Below are 15,243 nucleotides of genomic sequence, written 5' to 3'. Positions count from 1 at the left end.
ATTATCGCTTCACACTAAGCGCACTCCGCTCTAGTCCCCTCCCCTTTTTAAGGGGAGGGTTAGGGAGGGGTTGAGAACGCAAAGGAAGCACAAGTGCAACAACGAACGTTTAACTTGAAGTATCAAAAGAAAATCAGAAGCAAGCTACGCTCGAATATGCCAAAACCTGAAGAAGTACTTTGGCAAAAAATTAGACGAAAACAACTCGGTGTAAAGTTTCGTAGGCAACACGGTATTGGTCGCTACATCGTTGACTTCTATTGTGCAGAATTGAGTCTCGTAATAGAAATTGATGGCGATAGCCATTTCTCTACCGAGGGAAAAGAGAAAGATACAAAGAGGGATGCATTCATAGAAGCGTTGGGGATTAAGGTTCTGCGATTTACCAACGAAGAAGTGATGAAGCAAACCGAGTCTGTTTTGGAAAGGATTATTCAATTTAGTTCGGAGTAATAACCCCCTCTAGCTCCCCCTTAAAAATGGGGAGGACTGGACTGAGCTCGCTACTCGTTTGTTAACTTATTCAAATGCAGCGACCGGATTTAGTTCGGATTAATAACCCCTTCTAACTCCCCCTTAAAAATGGGGAGGACTGGACTGAGCTCGCTACTCGTTTGTTAACTTATTCAAATGCAGCGACCGGATTTAGTTCGGAGTAATAACCTCCTCTAACTCCCCCTTGAAAATGGGGAGGACCGGAAAGAGATCGATTCAACTAATGCAATCGCTACAGACATTATATTAACTGTCGATTGGCGCTCCATACTCAGCGCACTCAGGCCTAGTCCCCTCCCCTTTTTAAGGGGAGGGTTAGGGAGGGGTTCTGTTACAAACTCAAAATCACGCCAGCGATTGATGCACTCATCAAGTTCGCCATTACACCTGCAGCGATTGCGCGGAAGCCGTATTTCGAGATGAATGAACGCTTCTCTGGTACGAGTGAGCCTAGACCACCAATCAGCATCGCCATGGTTGAGATGTTTGCGAAACCACACAGTGCGAAGGTTACGATAGCTTGTGAGTGTGCGCTTAGCTGAGACTTCACTTCCATCAGTTGGATGAAGGCTACGAACTCGTTTACCACGATCTTATTACCGATCAGAGAACCGGCCACGATAGCTTCGTTCCAAGGAATACCTAGCAACCATGCGATTGGTGCGAATAGGTAACCAAGCACTAGCTCGAAGCTCAGTTCCATACCGAATAGACCGCCGAACCAGCCTAGAATGCCGTTTAGCATCGCAATAACACTCACGAACGCCAATAGAGTTGCACCTACCGCTACTGCGATACGTAGACCAGACATTGCGCCGTCTGCCATTGCTTCAACCACGTTGGTTGCTCGTGGCATTTCTACTTGGTCTAGATCCATATCCTGAGTTGTGGTGTCTGTCTCTGGCATCATAATTTTTGCCATTAGAAGACCCGCTGGCGCAGACATAAATGCCGCTGCGATTAGGAAGTTCAGATCCACACCCAGTGATGCGTAACCTACTAGTGTGCCACCAGCAACCGATGCCAAACCACCAGTCATTACTGCGAAGAACTGAGAGTCTGTCATGTGCTTAAGATATGGCTTAACGACTAGTGGTGCTTCAATCATGCCCACAAAGATGTTCGCTGTAGCAGACAGTGATTCTGCTCGGCCAGTGCCTAACAAGCGCTGTAGACCACCACCGATTAGGTTGATCACTTTAGGCATCAGACCGATGTGGTACAAACCTGAAATCAGTGCTGAAAAGAAGATAATAATGCCAAGTACGTTGATCGCGAAGGTAAAGCCACCTGTTGCTAGGTTGCCAAATAGGAACGCGATGCCCTCTTGACCGTAGTTGATCAGATTAGAAACCGCGCCAGTTACTGCGTTAAGCGCTTCTTTACCCGCTGGTACATACAATACCAAAAGCGCGAAGATAACTTGCAGAGCAAAAGCCAAAGACACCGTTCGTAGACGAATGTTCTTACGGTTAGTCGAAAGCAGCCATGCTACGAATAGGATGGCTACGATACCAAGAATTGAGTTCATAAAATGAATCCGACAAAGGGGGAACAGGAAAGGCGTCGGATTGTATAGAGCATAATAAATGCTGCAAGTTGGAGATGTTAACAGGCTGAATAAGTCAGCTGGTTGCAATTTAACCAGCCAAATAACCCATTGAATTAAATGAAGATAAACGTTTGCCTAAAATCATCATTTCCAAATGGAAAAGATGTTTCTGAATTTGGAAAAATTTTGTGATTCAAATCACCTTATGTACTCGCTACTTAGGAATCGAGATATAAGGAGCTAATCGCTGATCCCAATGGCAAGGCGATCCGATCTTCTGTTTGATGAAATCGATCACTGCAGAGATCTTTTTTGGCATATGCTGACGACTTGGGTACACCGCATAAAACGGCATAGATTGGCTGGCTCTCCAATCTGGTAGAAGCTGAATCAGTTTGCCTGAGCGAAATTCATCCCCTAGCAAGTAAGTGGCTAAGTAAGCAATCCCCCACCCTGCGATCGCAGCATCACGTACCGCTTCTGCCAAATCGACTGAGTAGTTGCCAGAGACTTTCACGTTGAGCTCTTGCTCGCGATTGGTGAACGCCCAACTGGTGTAGTCACGCTCCCAACTGCGGTAGATAAGACAGTTGTGTTGCGACAAGTCATTCGGTTCGGTTGGTGTATCGTACTTGAGTAAGTAATCCGGCGATGCCGCAACCACGAATTGGCAATCTGCTAAGCGCTGAGCAATGTAGCCTTCTGGCAAATGTTCATTATTGGTGATCCACAGATCCAAGCCTTCTTCGAGCATATCGACTTTGTAATCGAACAAATGCACTTCAACTTGCAGTTGTGGGTACTGCTCGCGAAGTTCTTGGATAGCAGGAATGATGTGGAGTGTGCCAAAAGATTGCGACAACCCAAGACGAACCAAGCCGGCGACTTCATCGCGTTGGCTTTCCATCTCTAACGTGGCACTGCTAACGGCTTGTACCACTTGCTCACAGTGGTGGTAGAAGGTTTGCCCCGCTTCGGTTGGCGTGAAGCTGCGCGTGGTACGTTGCACAAGCTTGATGCCTAATGAAGCTTCTAATTGGCTAAGCTGTTTACTGACGTGAGAAACAGACACACCAAGGCTTTTTGCCGCAGCGGTAAAATTCTTATGTTTGATCAACGCCGAGAAGATCACCATTTGTGCAGCACGTTCAGATAACACGCAAACCTCGTTTAAAATAGAGAAAACAAAGGGCTCCGAAGAGCCCTTTTTATTCGTTTATACATTCAACCTAGAATGTGATGCGGTCAGCTAAATGACTTACCGCCAGTGCGAAGTAGTAAGAGCGGTTCCACTTCATCAGCACATTGTAGTTGTTGTACACCAAGTAAGTACGACCGTTCTCATCGTCTGGCATGATCAGCCAAGCTTTAATGTCTTCGTCCAGCTTAGGAAGCGGGCTGCCATCGTATTTGGTGATACCAAGCTTGCTCCACTCTTGAAGGTACTTACCTTTTTCTGCTTCGCGACCTTGCAGGTTGTGGTCAATGCCGTGCGGCACTTTAACCTGACGCCCCCAAGTGAACTTATCATCCCAGCCAGATTTGCTTAGGTAGTTCGCAGTAGAAGCAAACACGTCTGCTTCTGATTGCCAGATGTCCTTCTTACCGTCACCGTTACCATCCGCGGCAAAGCGCAGGAATGAGCTTGGCATAAACTGACATTGACCCATCGCGCCAGCCCAAGAACCTTTGAAGTTCTCTAGCTCGATATGACCTTCATCTAGGATTTGTAGCGCCGCCATGGTTTCTTTACGGAAGAACTCTTCACGACGACCTTCAAATGCCATGGTCGACAACGCGTCGATCACGCGGAAGTTACCGGTGAACTTACCGAAGTTACTTTCCACGCCCCAAAGTGCAACGATAAAGCGCGGCTGCACGCCAAACTCATCGCCAATGCGTTTTAGTTCAGCGTAGTGTTCTTTATACAGTTGCTTCGCTTGCTTGACCTTCCACTCAGGAACCGCACGCGGAATGTATTCGTCTAACGTCAGTTTCTTCTCTGGCTGGTTACGGTCTGCTTTTACTGCTCGTGGTTTGTATTCCACATCAGAAAAAGCGGCACTGATCACCTGCTCAGAAATACCTTTATCACGCGCTTCTGCACGCAATTTATTTAGGTATTCATCAAAGCCGTCGCTGCTTGCAAAGGCTGAAGTACACATACCAACGCTGAGCATGGCTGCCAGTAATTTTTTCATATCGCCCTCCTTTATGAGCGAGGCAGAATTCCCAGATGAAAAGTTACGAGTTTATTCGCCTTTCTGCTGGGCTTTTTGTTCTTTGTATTTATCGAGTAGGTTTTCCGGCGGAGGCGGAACCTGTAGGAAGAAACCGTCATTAATTAATGAAGCTTTCACTTTCTCGACATCAACTTGTGCCAAAGTACGGCCATCAAGTTTGATTGTCATCACCGGCATAGGCTTACCGAACATTTGCATAAGCATGTCAGGAACCTGTGAGAAATCATCCTTTTTCGGAATATAGAGATAAGTGCCTTCTTTTTTAGAACTTTTATAAATAGAACAAAGCATGACGAGCCTTTTGTGCTGATTTACCCGCTTTGAGTGCGGATTTTGTTGAAAACGTAAAATTCTCGCAAACTTGATTGCAAATTTGAGATTAATTCACTTATTTGCTCGCTTGAGAACTTGCTGCGCTAAAGGATGAAATATAACATGACAGACCTAGTTTAAGGCAACGCTCTTTCAATAAAGGCAAGAAGTCCACGATGACCCATTCACCTGACCTTAAAGGTAGCAGTTTTACATTGTCAGTTTTACACCTTTCTGACAATGAGATCGCTACGACTGTCGAATTTTTGCAAGAAAAGGTTTCTCAAGCGCCTTCTTTCTTCGCATCCGCACCTCTGGTTATCAATATAGCAAAAGTAGAAGGTGATATTGATTTCCTCGCACTTAAACAAGGCATCGCTGACGCAGGTTTTATTCCGGTTGGTGTGACTGGCTGTAAAGATAAACGCGTTCAAAACCTTGCTTCAGAAGCGGGCTTCGCCATCATGTCTGCGAGCAAATCTCCAACTCAAGCACCAGCCAAAATGGCTCCAACGAAGATCGTGCGCACGCCAGTTCGTTCTGGCCAGCAGATTTACGCCAAAGATGGTGACTTGGTTGTACTGGCACACGTAAGCGCTGGTGCAGAAGTGATTGCTGATGGCTCTATTCACATTCATGGCACCCTACGCGGACGTGCTATTGCCGGGGCGAGTGGCCAACAAGAAGCACGAATTATTTGTCACGATTTACAAGCTGAACTGGTTTCCATTGCAGGAGATTACTGGTTGAGCGATCAAATTGAGAGTGAGTGTTGGCAAAAGAAAGTAATGATCAGTAAAGCCGAAGAATCATTACATCTAGAAACACTCACGATTTAGTCTAAAAAGGAAATAAAATGGCACGCATTATTGTAGTAACGTCTGGCAAAGGTGGCGTTGGTAAAACCACTTCAAGCGCAGCCATCGCCTCGGGTCTGGCTCTAAAGGGTAAAAAGACTGCGGTGATCGATTTTGATATCGGCTTGCGTAACCTCGATCTTATCATGGGCTGTGAACGCCGCGTGGTGTATGACTTTGTTAACGTCATCAACGGCGAAGCAACGCTTAACCAAGCGATGATCAAAGACAAGCGCACAGATAACCTATTCATTCTTCCAGCTTCTCAAACACGTGATAAAGACGCGCTAACGAAAGATGGCGTACAACGTGTGTTCACTGAGTTGGATGAGATGGGCTTCGACTTCATCATCTGTGACTCGCCAGCAGGTATCGAGCAAGGTGCTCTGATGGCGCTGTACTACGCAGATGAAGCGATCGTAACGACGAACCCGGAAGTATCTTCGGTACGTGACTCCGACCGTATCCTAGGTATTTTGGATTCGAAGTCGCTACGCGCAGAGCAAGGTCTTGAGCCAGTTAAGCAGCACCTACTACTGACGCGTTACAACCCTTCTCGCGTAACACAGGGTGAGATGCTAAGCGTTGAAGACGTGGAAGAGATCCTACACATTTCTCTATTGGGTGTGATTCCAGAGAGCCAAGCGGTACTGAATGCATCAAACAAAGGTGTACCTGTGATCTTTGACGAGAACACCGACGCGGGTATGGCTTACTCTGATACGGTAGACCGCCTACTGGGCAATCAGGTTGAATTTCGTTTCCTTACTGAGGAGAAGAAAGGACTCTTTAAACGACTATTCGGAGGCTAGACATGTCACTACTAGAATTTTTCCGCCCACAAAAGAAAACTTCTGCGAATCTAGCCAAAGAGCGTTTGCAGATCATCGTTGCTGAGCGTCGTAGCCAGAACGATCCTGCACCTTCTTACCTACCTCAATTGAAAGAGGACATCTTGAAGGTAATTAGCAAGTACGTTGCGATTGATCCAAACATGGTGGATTTGACGTTTGAACACAAGGACGATGATATTTCGGTTCTTGAGCTAAACGTGAAGTTGCCAGAAGACGAGAAGTAATTACTTTTCGACTTTGCTTGAGCGCTCTAAACACTTGAGTACTCAAAACAAAAACAAATGCGTGTTACAAAAAAGGTTGGCGATAATGCCAACCTTTTTTATTTGCTCCTATTTCAGAAGCTTATCCATGTTCTTTCCGAGAAGTTCAAGGCGCCAGCCTTGCATGACATCTGGTAGGCGCGCTGGGTCGCGATCTTTCTTCCATACCCAACTAATGATTTGATTGATCTGCTTTTTAGAAGCCAAAAACTCGGTCGCCAAACCTGACTTCTGCGATGCTACCTTCACTACATCTTTCATATTCTTGAAGATTTGCTTGTAGCCTGGGTAATCCATCAAACGTTCAATTTTCGCTGGGTAATCATCGGCAGGTATTTGCTTTGCACTTTTCACGATACCCGCAATCCTCGCACCGTGGCGGTTAATCGCGCGGATGTCGATACCTTCCGCTTCCATCTTCTTAAAGCCAGTCAAACCAAGACGAGCAACCGTCAGTAAGTCACCTTCTTTGAAGATGAAATTTAATGCGAGGTCGCGCTTAATTGCTTCTTTATAACGCCAAGTTGCTAACGGCTTAAGGATCGCAAGTTCAGCCGGTCTTAACTGCCATGCGCCTTTAATGTCTAGGTACGCGTTTTCTTCGTTCACGTTGCGAATACGCTTTGAAACAAGCAGATCACTCTCTTGCTGAACCGCTTCCCACCAGCCAGCTTCATTGACTTTATCGAGTAGCTTCTCGTAAAGAGGCATTAGGTAATGAACGTCAGCTGCGGCGTAATCAAGCTGCTTTTGAGTCAATGGACGTGCCATCCAGTCAGTGCGAGACTCGCTCTTGTCGAGCTCAACGCCTAGGTATTCTTCCACCAGCGTAGCAAAGCCCGTCGATAAGCCGTGACCTAGGAATGCCGCCATAAGTTGAGTATCAACCATTGGGAATGGTGTGCAGCCAAAGGCATTTTGGAAGACTTCTAAATCTTCACCACACGCGTGCAGTACTTTGAGTACTGAGGTGTCTTTTAGCAACTCGACGAACGACGTCATGTCCGTCAGTTCAGTCGGGTCGATAAGGGAAAGTTGTTTGCCATCGAAAAGCTGAATCAAACCTAGTTGCGGATAGTAAGTTCTGATTCGGACGAATTCGGTATCCAGCATAACTACGTCGGCTTCTCTTGCTAGAGCGCAGACTTCTTCTAGGTCTTTGTTTTTCGTAATGATCTGATAGTTCACATGCTTCTCGCTATAAAAAAATGCCAGCAAAACGCTGGCATTCTAACACTATTTGGCAATAAATGATTGTTGCACAAAGAAATCCGCTTATGCGCTCTTCTTCGCGAGCTCTGCGTCGTTCTCTTCGCGCAATACGCGACGAAGGATCTTACCTACGTTGGTCTTAGGTAGATCTTCACGGAACTCAACCAACTTCGGTACTTTGTAGCCCGTTAGGTGTTGGCGACAGTGTGCAATCACTTCGTCTTTGGTCAGGCTTGGATCGCGTTTTACAACGTAGATCTTCACCAACTCGCCAGACACTTCGTGAGGCTGACCGATAGCCGCGACTTCCAGTACTTTGCCGTGCAGTGCAACTACGTCTTCAATTTCGTTCGGGTAAACGTTGAAGCCTGATACAAGAATCATGTCTTTCTTACGATCAACAATGTGCAAGAAGCCTTCATCATCAAACTTAACTATGTCACCCGTCGATAGCCAACCGTCTTCGTTGATCACTTCTTTGGTCGCTTCTGGGCGCTGCCAGTAACCTTGCATCACTTGAGGACCGCGAACTTGAAGCTCACCTGTCTCTGTGTTTGCAAGTGCATTACCTTCTTCATCAACAATACGTACTTCAGTTGATGGTACAGGCAGACCGATAGAGCCGTTATATTCCACTAGGTCGTGCGGGTAAGCCGCCACCAATGGAGAGCATTCTGTTAGACCGTAACCTTCTAGTAGGTAACAGCCGGTGGTCTTTTGCCATTTTTCAGCCACGGCACGTTGTACTGCCATACCACCACCTACAGCTAGGCGAAGGTTGCTGAAATCTAGCTCATGGAAATCTTCGTTGTTCACTAGCGCGTTAAACAGGGTGTTAACACCAGTAATTGCAGTGAACTGGTATTTTTGCAGCTCTTTCACAAAGCCCGGAATATCACGCGGGTTAGTGATAAGCAAGTTGTTGCCACCCATTTCAACGAACAGTAGACAGTTCACTGTCAGCGCGAATACGTGGTAAAGCGGCAGTGCCGTAACAACAAGCTCGCGACCTGGAGACAGTACTGGACCGTATGCACCTTTCGCCTGCATAACGTTAGCAATCATGTTGCGGTGCGTCAGGATTGCGCCTTTCGCTACGCCCGTTGTACCACCGGTATACTGCAGGAATGCGATATCATCACCAGACATGAATGGCTTCACGTACTGAAGGCGACGACCTCTGTGCAGTGCTTTGCGCATTGAGATTGCGCCAGGTAAGTCGTACTTAGGTACCATGCCTTTCACGTACTTAACGACGAAGTCGACAAGTGTACCTTTCGCGCGTGGTAGCATTTGGCCAAGACTGGTCAAGACTACGTGTTTCACTGGTGTATTTTCTACAACCTGCTCAAGTGTGTTCGCGAAGTTAGAAACGATAACGATCGCCGTTGCACCAGCATCGTTTAGCTGATGCTCAAGCTCACGTGGAGTATAAAGTGGGTTCACGTTCACAGCGATACAGCCAGCACGCAAAACACCAAATAGCGCGACAGGGTATTGCAGCAGGTTTGGCATCATAAGCGCGACACGGTCGCCCTTCTTCAGCTTAAGTTCGTTTTGTAGGTATGCGGCGAATGCGCGGCTACGCTCTTCCAATTTGCGGAAGGTCATGACCGAGCCCATGTTCATGAATGCCGGTTGGTCTGCGTACTTTTGAACAGACTGTTCGAACATTTCTACCAAAGACTCATATTGCTCTGGATTAATGGTTTCAGGTACGTCACTTGGATAACGTGAAAGCCATGGTTTATCCACGATGTTACTCCTCGTTTATAACTGGCTAAAAAATAGCGTCCTTTTTATTTTGAACACTATTACAGCACAGCAAACGTGCTTGAGCACGTAACTCTCAAACACTTGTTTAAATTTTGTTAACTACACCAAGAATTCGCTTTGCGACCTCGAGTGTTTGCTCTAAATGGCAATGGTGCCCACCCGCGACAGAAACCACATTTGGTGGATTTTCGCCCCAATCGACTTGGTTAGACTGTAAATGCTGAAATCCTTTGTCACCCAATATGATCAGGTGCGGACAGCGTATTTGGCTGGTGATCGAGTTCGCGTGGTCCTGTGCCATACGATAAAGAGAATTGCACTTTAATTTGGCATCGTGTCGCCAAAACCACTGGTTCTCACGACATTCAGTTCCGCGCTTTACGATTGGCATCAACTGCTCGGCGGTCAGGTGATTCGCTTGTATGCGTAGCTTTAACGCCAGATCGAAAGAAGCGATAGCTCGCTCCGGTTTATTGCGTTGACGTTGTCGGCCAAGGACACCATCTCGCAGTCGTTTAACACTATTGGAAGGTTGTTCAGCGAGTGGACCCGCTCCTTCAATTTGCACTAACGCTTCGACCTGTTCAGGAAAGGCAGCACTATAGCAACTTGCGATTAAGGCGCCTAGTGAATGCCCTACTAACATCAGTCTGTTTGGTGATAATTCATCCAATAGTTGGTGTAAATCAGCAATGTAGTCGTGGAAGGGGTAGTAATTGTCCGAGGATTTATGACTGGATAAGCCATGACCAAATAGGTCAATCGCCAATAAATGAAGGTCAGGGTTTCGCTGATGGATGGCATTCATCAAACTTTTGAAGCTGCCCGCGTTATCCATCCACCCATGAAGAAAAACGACTGAACAAGCAGTCGTTTTTTCGTTTCCGATCTCTAAGGCAGCCATACTCCCATTTGGGAGTTCGAAACGGCGCTCATTCATCACAGATTATTTAACCTTCTTGATCACCTTGCCATCTTGCGGGAAGTCATTTCGCCACATGCGGCAGTTAATAGAGTAACAAGGGTAGTAATAGGTTGGTGTGTCGTACATACGTACGCGCTCTTCAATCTTCCATAAGCGGTAGCCATCGCCTTTGATGACTGGGAAGATGTATTGGTGCTCACCAATTTTGCCTTCTTCTTCGCCCGAACCTTTACCAACAACGGTAATGATTCGACCTTTACTAAAAGAAACTGGCTCTAAGTAACCATCAAAATACACCGCAAAGCGACCCGTTGGTTCTTGGTCGATATCTGGCTTGCCAGATTTGCTGATTGGAAGGTTTACGATCTCAAGACGCGTTTGGTCTTTCAAGTTATCCACTTTCGCGATAACACCACCAAGGCGAACATCGTTTGCAGCCTGTCCTTGGTCTTCGGCAAAGGTTTTGTAATCCGTCAGAACCTGCTCGGTGCTTGCATTTAACTCTTCAGGAAGAGAGCTACAGGCAGAAAGCCCGAATGCTGCGATAATAACCAGAAAAATACGTCCAGAAAGTTTCATAAACCCCTACTATCATTTCGTTGTTTTACACATAGATATCGACACCGAGTAACTGAGCAAGTTCCTCTTTTTTCGCTCGATTCATGACATCCATATACTGTTCCATTGCTTTGCGAGCATGACCCTCAGGCAAATCGTATTGCACTTGAGCACGATGAATCTGAGACTCATCCACTTGCTTAATGGAATGCGCGACGGCGTTCGCCACCTTAGAAGGTTGACCAACGGACTGCTTATCTTGAGTTTTCTTTACCTGCCCTTTTTTACCGACTTTATTGGTGCGATTTGCACCCGGTATTAACGCAGGAGGTAAACCATTGATAGACGCCATAACGTTCCATAAAAATACAGGGCAAACGCAAACGCCCCGTATATTCTAGTAGTGATGAATTATTCGCGACCCGGAAGTTTCTTCCACGTCACATTATCACGCAGATAAACCGGGCTCGATTCTTCTACTGGGACTGTGTTACCTTTCTTAAGCTCCTGCTCAGCAAGAATCACGATGTCTTGCGAATCAGGGTAAAGCACATCACCGCTCGTTAAGTTGAATGGCAGTTTGCCAAGATCGTCTTGGTAAGCATCCCAACCAGTACCCGCTTTAGTCCACGTTTTGTCGTCTGCTTGCGCTTCTTCCGCTAGACGCGCTGGTGGAATAACGCATTCTGCATCCACACCGGCCCATTCACCGTTTTCTTGGCGAGTGTAACGTGCCCAGTAAACTTCACTCATGCGTGCATCAATCGCAACAGCTACATCCGTTGCGCCGTGTAGACGGTAGCTTGCTTGCGCCATCGCAGCCAGCGTTGAAACGCCGATCATTGGCAGATCAGCACCAAACGCTAAACCTTGTGCAATACCAATCCCGATACGAACGCCAGTAAAACTGCCCGGACCACGACCAAACGCCAATGCGTCTAAATCTTGTAGAGTCAGGCCCGCTTCTTTCAGTACTTCATCTACCATAGGCAGCACTTTCTTAGTGTGGTCACGAGGAGCCACTTCACTGCGTGAAATCACTTGGTCATTAACCAGTAGCGCAACTGAACAGTTTTCAGTTGCCGTATCGATAGCAAGAATTTTTGCGCTCATGTAACTCTCTACAATTCTTCTTTAATTTATTGATGCCACAGCGTATTAATCTGCGGCAGGTTGTTCTGTTTTTAGGAATGTTTTGATTCGTTCCAAATCCCGTGTTCTTGGGATTGGCGGTAAACTGCCGAGGAAGATGCCACCGTAATCACGCGTTACCAAACGGTTGTCGCAAATGATCAAGGCACCATGGTCTTTTTGGTCTCGAATCAAACGTCCTACACCCTGCTTTAACGTGATAACCGCATCTGGGATTTGCACTTCTGCAAACGGCTCACCGCCACGTAATCGACAATCTTCGATTCGGGCTTTGAGCAGCGGGTCATCAGGGGCAGTAAACGGTAATTTGTCGATGATAACACAGCTCAGCGCATCACCTCTAACATCGATCCCCTCCCAGAATGCCCCCGTCGCCACCAGCAATGCATTACCTAGCTCCATAAACTCGGCAAGGGTCTTTTGTTTACTCATTTCGCCTTGCATTAGCACTGGCAAATCCAGCACTTCACGAAAGCGTTCACCAAGCTCACGCATCATGCTGTGCGAAGTACACAGAAAGAAACAACGCCCATCGTTTTCTTCAATTACAGGCGCAAGCATTCGCACCAGTTTGTCGGCTAAGCCAGGGCTGTTTGGCTCTGGTAGATAACGAGGCACACATAAGCGTGCTTGCTTCTCGTAATCAAACGGAGATGGCAACGAAAACTGTTGCTTCGGCTTTAATCCAAGACGGTCGGTAAAGTGTTTAAAGTCACCCGAAACCGCTAGGGTTGCTGAGGTAAAAATCCACGCGCCTTGTTTGATTTCGATTTGCTCATGGAATTTATCCGCCACAGAAAGCGGCGTAATGTGCAGAGCAAAATGACGTGGCGATGTATCAAACCAATAGGAATAACCTGTGATGTCGACATCGCAAACACGGTCAATTCGACCTTTTATTAGATTGGCACGTTCAAACGCAGTATCCAGCAACTGGCTTCGACCCAGTGCCAGTTTCAACACATCAATCGCCAGATCTAAGCTATCAGTTAAACGCACCAATTCACGTTTAATGGACTCAGATTGCATCGCTTCACGCCAGTTACCACGAAAGCCCGGCTCACCCAGCACGATGCGCATGTCCATCGCACTTTGCATCAGCTTATCACCCACTTTTTGCAGCTGGCGCATGTCTTTTGCTTCTGTACGGTAGGCAATCTCAATGTCTTTGGCGAGCTCTTGGATCTGACGGCTAGAGATCGATTGACCGAAGTATTCGCTGGCAATATCTGGAAGCTGGTGAGCTTCGTCGAAGATAAACACGTCAGCTTCTGGGATCAATTCACCAAAGCCAGTTTCTTTGATCGCAAGGTCCGCAAGGAATAAGTGGTGGTTGACTACAACAATGTCTGAATCCATCGCACGTTTACGTGCTTTCAAGACGAAACAATCGGTGTAACTCGGACAGTCTTTACCGAGACAGTTATCATTCGTTGACGTAATCGTCGGAATAATCATGCTGTCTTCTGGCAGATCATCGCAATCACCCAAGTCACCCGTTTTAGTTTCAGACGACCAACTACGAACCTTAACCAATTGGGTAAGCAGTGTTGGGTCAGCTTGATTCGTATGGCTTTCAACCATTTGACGACTTAAACGATCCAAACAAAGGTAGTTAGAACGACCTTTTAAAAGTGCCACTTGACCATAGAAGCCCAGCGAATTCACCATCAAAGGCAAATCACGGTGATATAGCTGTTCTTGTAGGTTCTTTGACCCGGTACTGATGATGACTTTCTTGCCACTTAATAACGCAGGCACAAGGTAAGCGAAGGTTTTGCCGGTCCCCGTTCCCGCTTCAACCACCAACTGAGTTTGGTCTTTGATCGCATTGCTGACAGCTTCTGCCATATCAATTTGTGGCTGGCGAGCTTGGAAGCCCGGAATGGCTTTACCTAACGCGCCCTCAGAGGAGAATGTTTTTGCGATCATGCCTGACATCTGGTTGGAAAAATTGTCGAGAGTATATCAGGAGTTGAGCGTAAACATCAGCCAACAAAAGCACTAGGTTTTAGCATCATGCGGATAATTTGTTGAAACCACGCCAAGAATAGATTATTTATGAAGTCAGATTGCCGTACGATTCACGCTTCTAAAGTGAGTACTTTATTCGTACGCTAGAAAAATAATGCATGGAAGTATCTGATTTATGGAAAAGAAAACACTGTTGACTCATTGCAGCGACGCACCGGGTCTAATCTCAAAAATCACCAATATCTGTTATAAGCATCAGCTGAATATCGTTCATAATAACGAGTTTGTTGATAACACCAGTGGGCACTTTTTCATGAGAACTGAGTTGGAGGGGTACTTCAACGATCAAACGCTTCTCGCTGATTTAGATCAAGCACTGCCGCAAGGAGCAAAGCGCACGTTGATCAGCTCTCGCCGCAAACGCATCGTTATCCTAGTGACGAAAGAAGCGCACTGTTTGGGTGATATTCTGATGAAGACTTATGACGGCAGCTTAGATGTTGAAATTGCTGCGGTTGTTGGTAACTACGACAAACTGCAAACGCTGACCGAACGTTTTGATATCCCTTATCACCACGTGACACACGAAGATCTTAGCCGTGAAGAGCACGAGCAGAAGATGCTTGAAGTGATTGATCAATATGATGCCGATTATCTTGTGCTAGCGAAATACATGCGTGTTCTCACTCCAACTTTCGTAGAGAAATACCGTCACAAGATCATCAATATCCACCACAGCTTCTTACCCGCGTTTATCGGCGCAAAACCGTACCAACAAGCTTACGACCGCGGTGTGAAGATCATCGGTGCAACAGCGCACTTCGTGACGAATGACTTGGATGAAGGCCCAATCATCAAGCAGGACGTTATTCCAGTGGATCACACGTTTAGCGCACAAGATATGGCGCAAGCGGGTCGCGATGTCGAGAAGAACGTATTGAGCAAGGCTTTGAATAAAGTGATCAATGATCACGTTTTTGTTTACGGCAATAAGACGGTTATTCTTTAAGTTTATCGAATTTCAATAAAAGAAAGGGTTGCTCATTGGGCAACCCTTTCTTCTTTCTAAT

At 46.5% G+C, this 15,243-nt stretch carries 16 protein-coding genes; 5 read left to right on the top strand and 11 right to left on the bottom strand.

The window, feature by feature from the left end:
- Positions 1–93: 93 nt before the first annotated feature.
- A complete protein-coding gene (locus tag VJL_RS15875; RefSeq protein ID WP_038879302.1) occupies positions 94–453 on the top strand; it encodes an endonuclease domain-containing protein in 360 nt (119 codons plus the stop codon).
- Between the two features lie 373 nt (positions 454–826).
- On the opposite strand, the gene VJL_RS15870 is transcribed toward VJL_RS15875, so the two are convergent.
- The 4 genes from VJL_RS15870 to VJL_RS15855 form a co-directional block, all read right to left on the bottom strand.
- Positions 827–2,026, bottom strand: a complete 1,200-nt coding sequence (locus tag VJL_RS15870) for a NupC/NupG family nucleoside CNT transporter (RefSeq protein ID WP_038879300.1) — start codon at positions 2,024–2,026, stop codon at positions 827–829.
- A 235-nt stretch (positions 2,027–2,261) separates the two neighbouring features.
- Positions 2,262–3,206 (bottom strand): LysR family transcriptional regulator, encoded by a 945-nt coding sequence (locus tag VJL_RS15865; RefSeq protein ID WP_038879297.1) that lies wholly within the window; start codon positions 3,204–3,206, stop codon positions 2,262–2,264.
- 70 nt (positions 3,207–3,276) lie between these two features.
- Positions 3,277–4,248 carry a lytic murein transglycosylase gene (locus VJL_RS15860; RefSeq protein ID WP_038865648.1) on the bottom strand — a complete coding sequence of 324 codons (972 nt, stop codon included), beginning with the start codon at positions 4,246–4,248 and terminating at the stop codon, positions 3,277–3,279.
- A 51-nt stretch (positions 4,249–4,299) separates the two neighbouring features.
- The gene (locus VJL_RS15855) at positions 4,300–4,581 is read right to left on the bottom strand and encodes a YcgL domain-containing protein (protein WP_038865650.1); all 282 of its coding nucleotides are present in this window, start codon (positions 4,579–4,581) and stop codon (positions 4,300–4,302) included.
- Positions 4,582–4,778: 197 nt separating this feature from the next.
- Here VJL_RS15855 and minC point away from each other — a divergent pair, with 197 nt between their 5' ends.
- From minC to minE, 3 genes are read left to right on the top strand one after another with little or no spacing between them, the layout of a single operon-like run.
- Entirely contained in the window at positions 4,779–5,441 is a 663-nt protein-coding gene (gene minC / locus VJL_RS15850; protein ID WP_038879294.1) for a septum site-determining protein MinC, read from the top strand.
- Between the two features lie 17 nt (positions 5,442–5,458).
- Positions 5,459–6,271, top strand: coding sequence for a septum site-determining protein MinD (gene minD, locus VJL_RS15845; protein ID WP_005437688.1), 813 nt, complete (start codon positions 5,459–5,461; stop codon positions 6,269–6,271).
- Positions 6,272–6,273: 2 nt separating this feature from the next.
- Positions 6,274–6,537 (top strand): cell division topological specificity factor MinE, encoded by a 264-nt coding sequence (gene minE, locus VJL_RS15840; RefSeq protein WP_005437690.1) that lies wholly within the window; start codon positions 6,274–6,276, stop codon positions 6,535–6,537.
- A gap of 108 nt (positions 6,538–6,645) precedes the next feature.
- Here minE and rnd read toward each other — a convergent pair whose 3' ends face one another.
- From rnd to yoaA, 7 genes are all read right to left on the bottom strand, one after another.
- Positions 6,646–7,764, bottom strand: coding sequence for a ribonuclease D (rnd, locus tag VJL_RS15835; protein ID WP_038879291.1), 1,119 nt, complete (start codon positions 7,762–7,764; stop codon positions 6,646–6,648).
- A gap of 87 nt (positions 7,765–7,851) precedes the next feature.
- Entirely contained in the window at positions 7,852–9,543 is a 1,692-nt protein-coding gene (fadD, locus tag VJL_RS15830; protein ID WP_038865654.1) for a long-chain-fatty-acid--CoA ligase FadD, read from the bottom strand.
- 106 nt (positions 9,544–9,649) lie between these two features.
- Complete coding sequence (locus VJL_RS15825) at positions 9,650–10,504, bottom strand: alpha/beta fold hydrolase (protein ID WP_038879288.1); 855 nt, start codon at positions 10,502–10,504, stop codon at positions 9,650–9,652.
- Between the two features lie 6 nt (positions 10,505–10,510).
- Positions 10,511–11,068 (bottom strand): Slp family lipoprotein, encoded by a 558-nt coding sequence (locus VJL_RS15820; protein WP_038879286.1) that lies wholly within the window; start codon positions 11,066–11,068, stop codon positions 10,511–10,513.
- 25 nt (positions 11,069–11,093) lie between these two features.
- Positions 11,094–11,399 carry a hypothetical protein gene (locus tag VJL_RS15815; RefSeq protein ID WP_005428720.1) on the bottom strand — a complete coding sequence of 102 codons (306 nt, stop codon included), beginning with the start codon at positions 11,397–11,399 and terminating at the stop codon, positions 11,094–11,096.
- A 59-nt stretch (positions 11,400–11,458) separates the two neighbouring features.
- Entirely contained in the window at positions 11,459–12,160 is a 702-nt protein-coding gene (gene tsaB / locus VJL_RS15810; RefSeq protein WP_038879283.1) for a tRNA (adenosine(37)-N6)-threonylcarbamoyltransferase complex dimerization subunit type 1 TsaB, read from the bottom strand.
- Positions 12,161–12,205: 45 nt separating this feature from the next.
- Positions 12,206–14,131 carry a DNA repair helicase YoaA gene (gene yoaA / locus VJL_RS15805; RefSeq protein WP_038879281.1) on the bottom strand — a complete coding sequence of 642 codons (1,926 nt, stop codon included), beginning with the start codon at positions 14,129–14,131 and terminating at the stop codon, positions 12,206–12,208.
- Positions 14,132–14,348: 217 nt separating this feature from the next.
- Between yoaA and purU the strand changes: the two genes are divergently transcribed.
- Entirely contained in the window at positions 14,349–15,182 is an 834-nt protein-coding gene (purU, locus tag VJL_RS15800; protein ID WP_038879279.1) for a formyltetrahydrofolate deformylase, read from the top strand.
- Positions 15,183–15,243 lie beyond the last annotated feature (61 nt).

Origin of the sequence: Vibrio jasicida CAIM 1864 = LMG 25398, assembly GCF_000400365.1 — a bacterium.
GTDB lineage: Bacteria > Pseudomonadota > Gammaproteobacteria > Enterobacterales > Vibrionaceae > Vibrio > Vibrio jasicida.
Note: the sequence above shows the minus strand (reverse complement) of the source record. Positions and strands in the feature narration are given on the sequence as shown.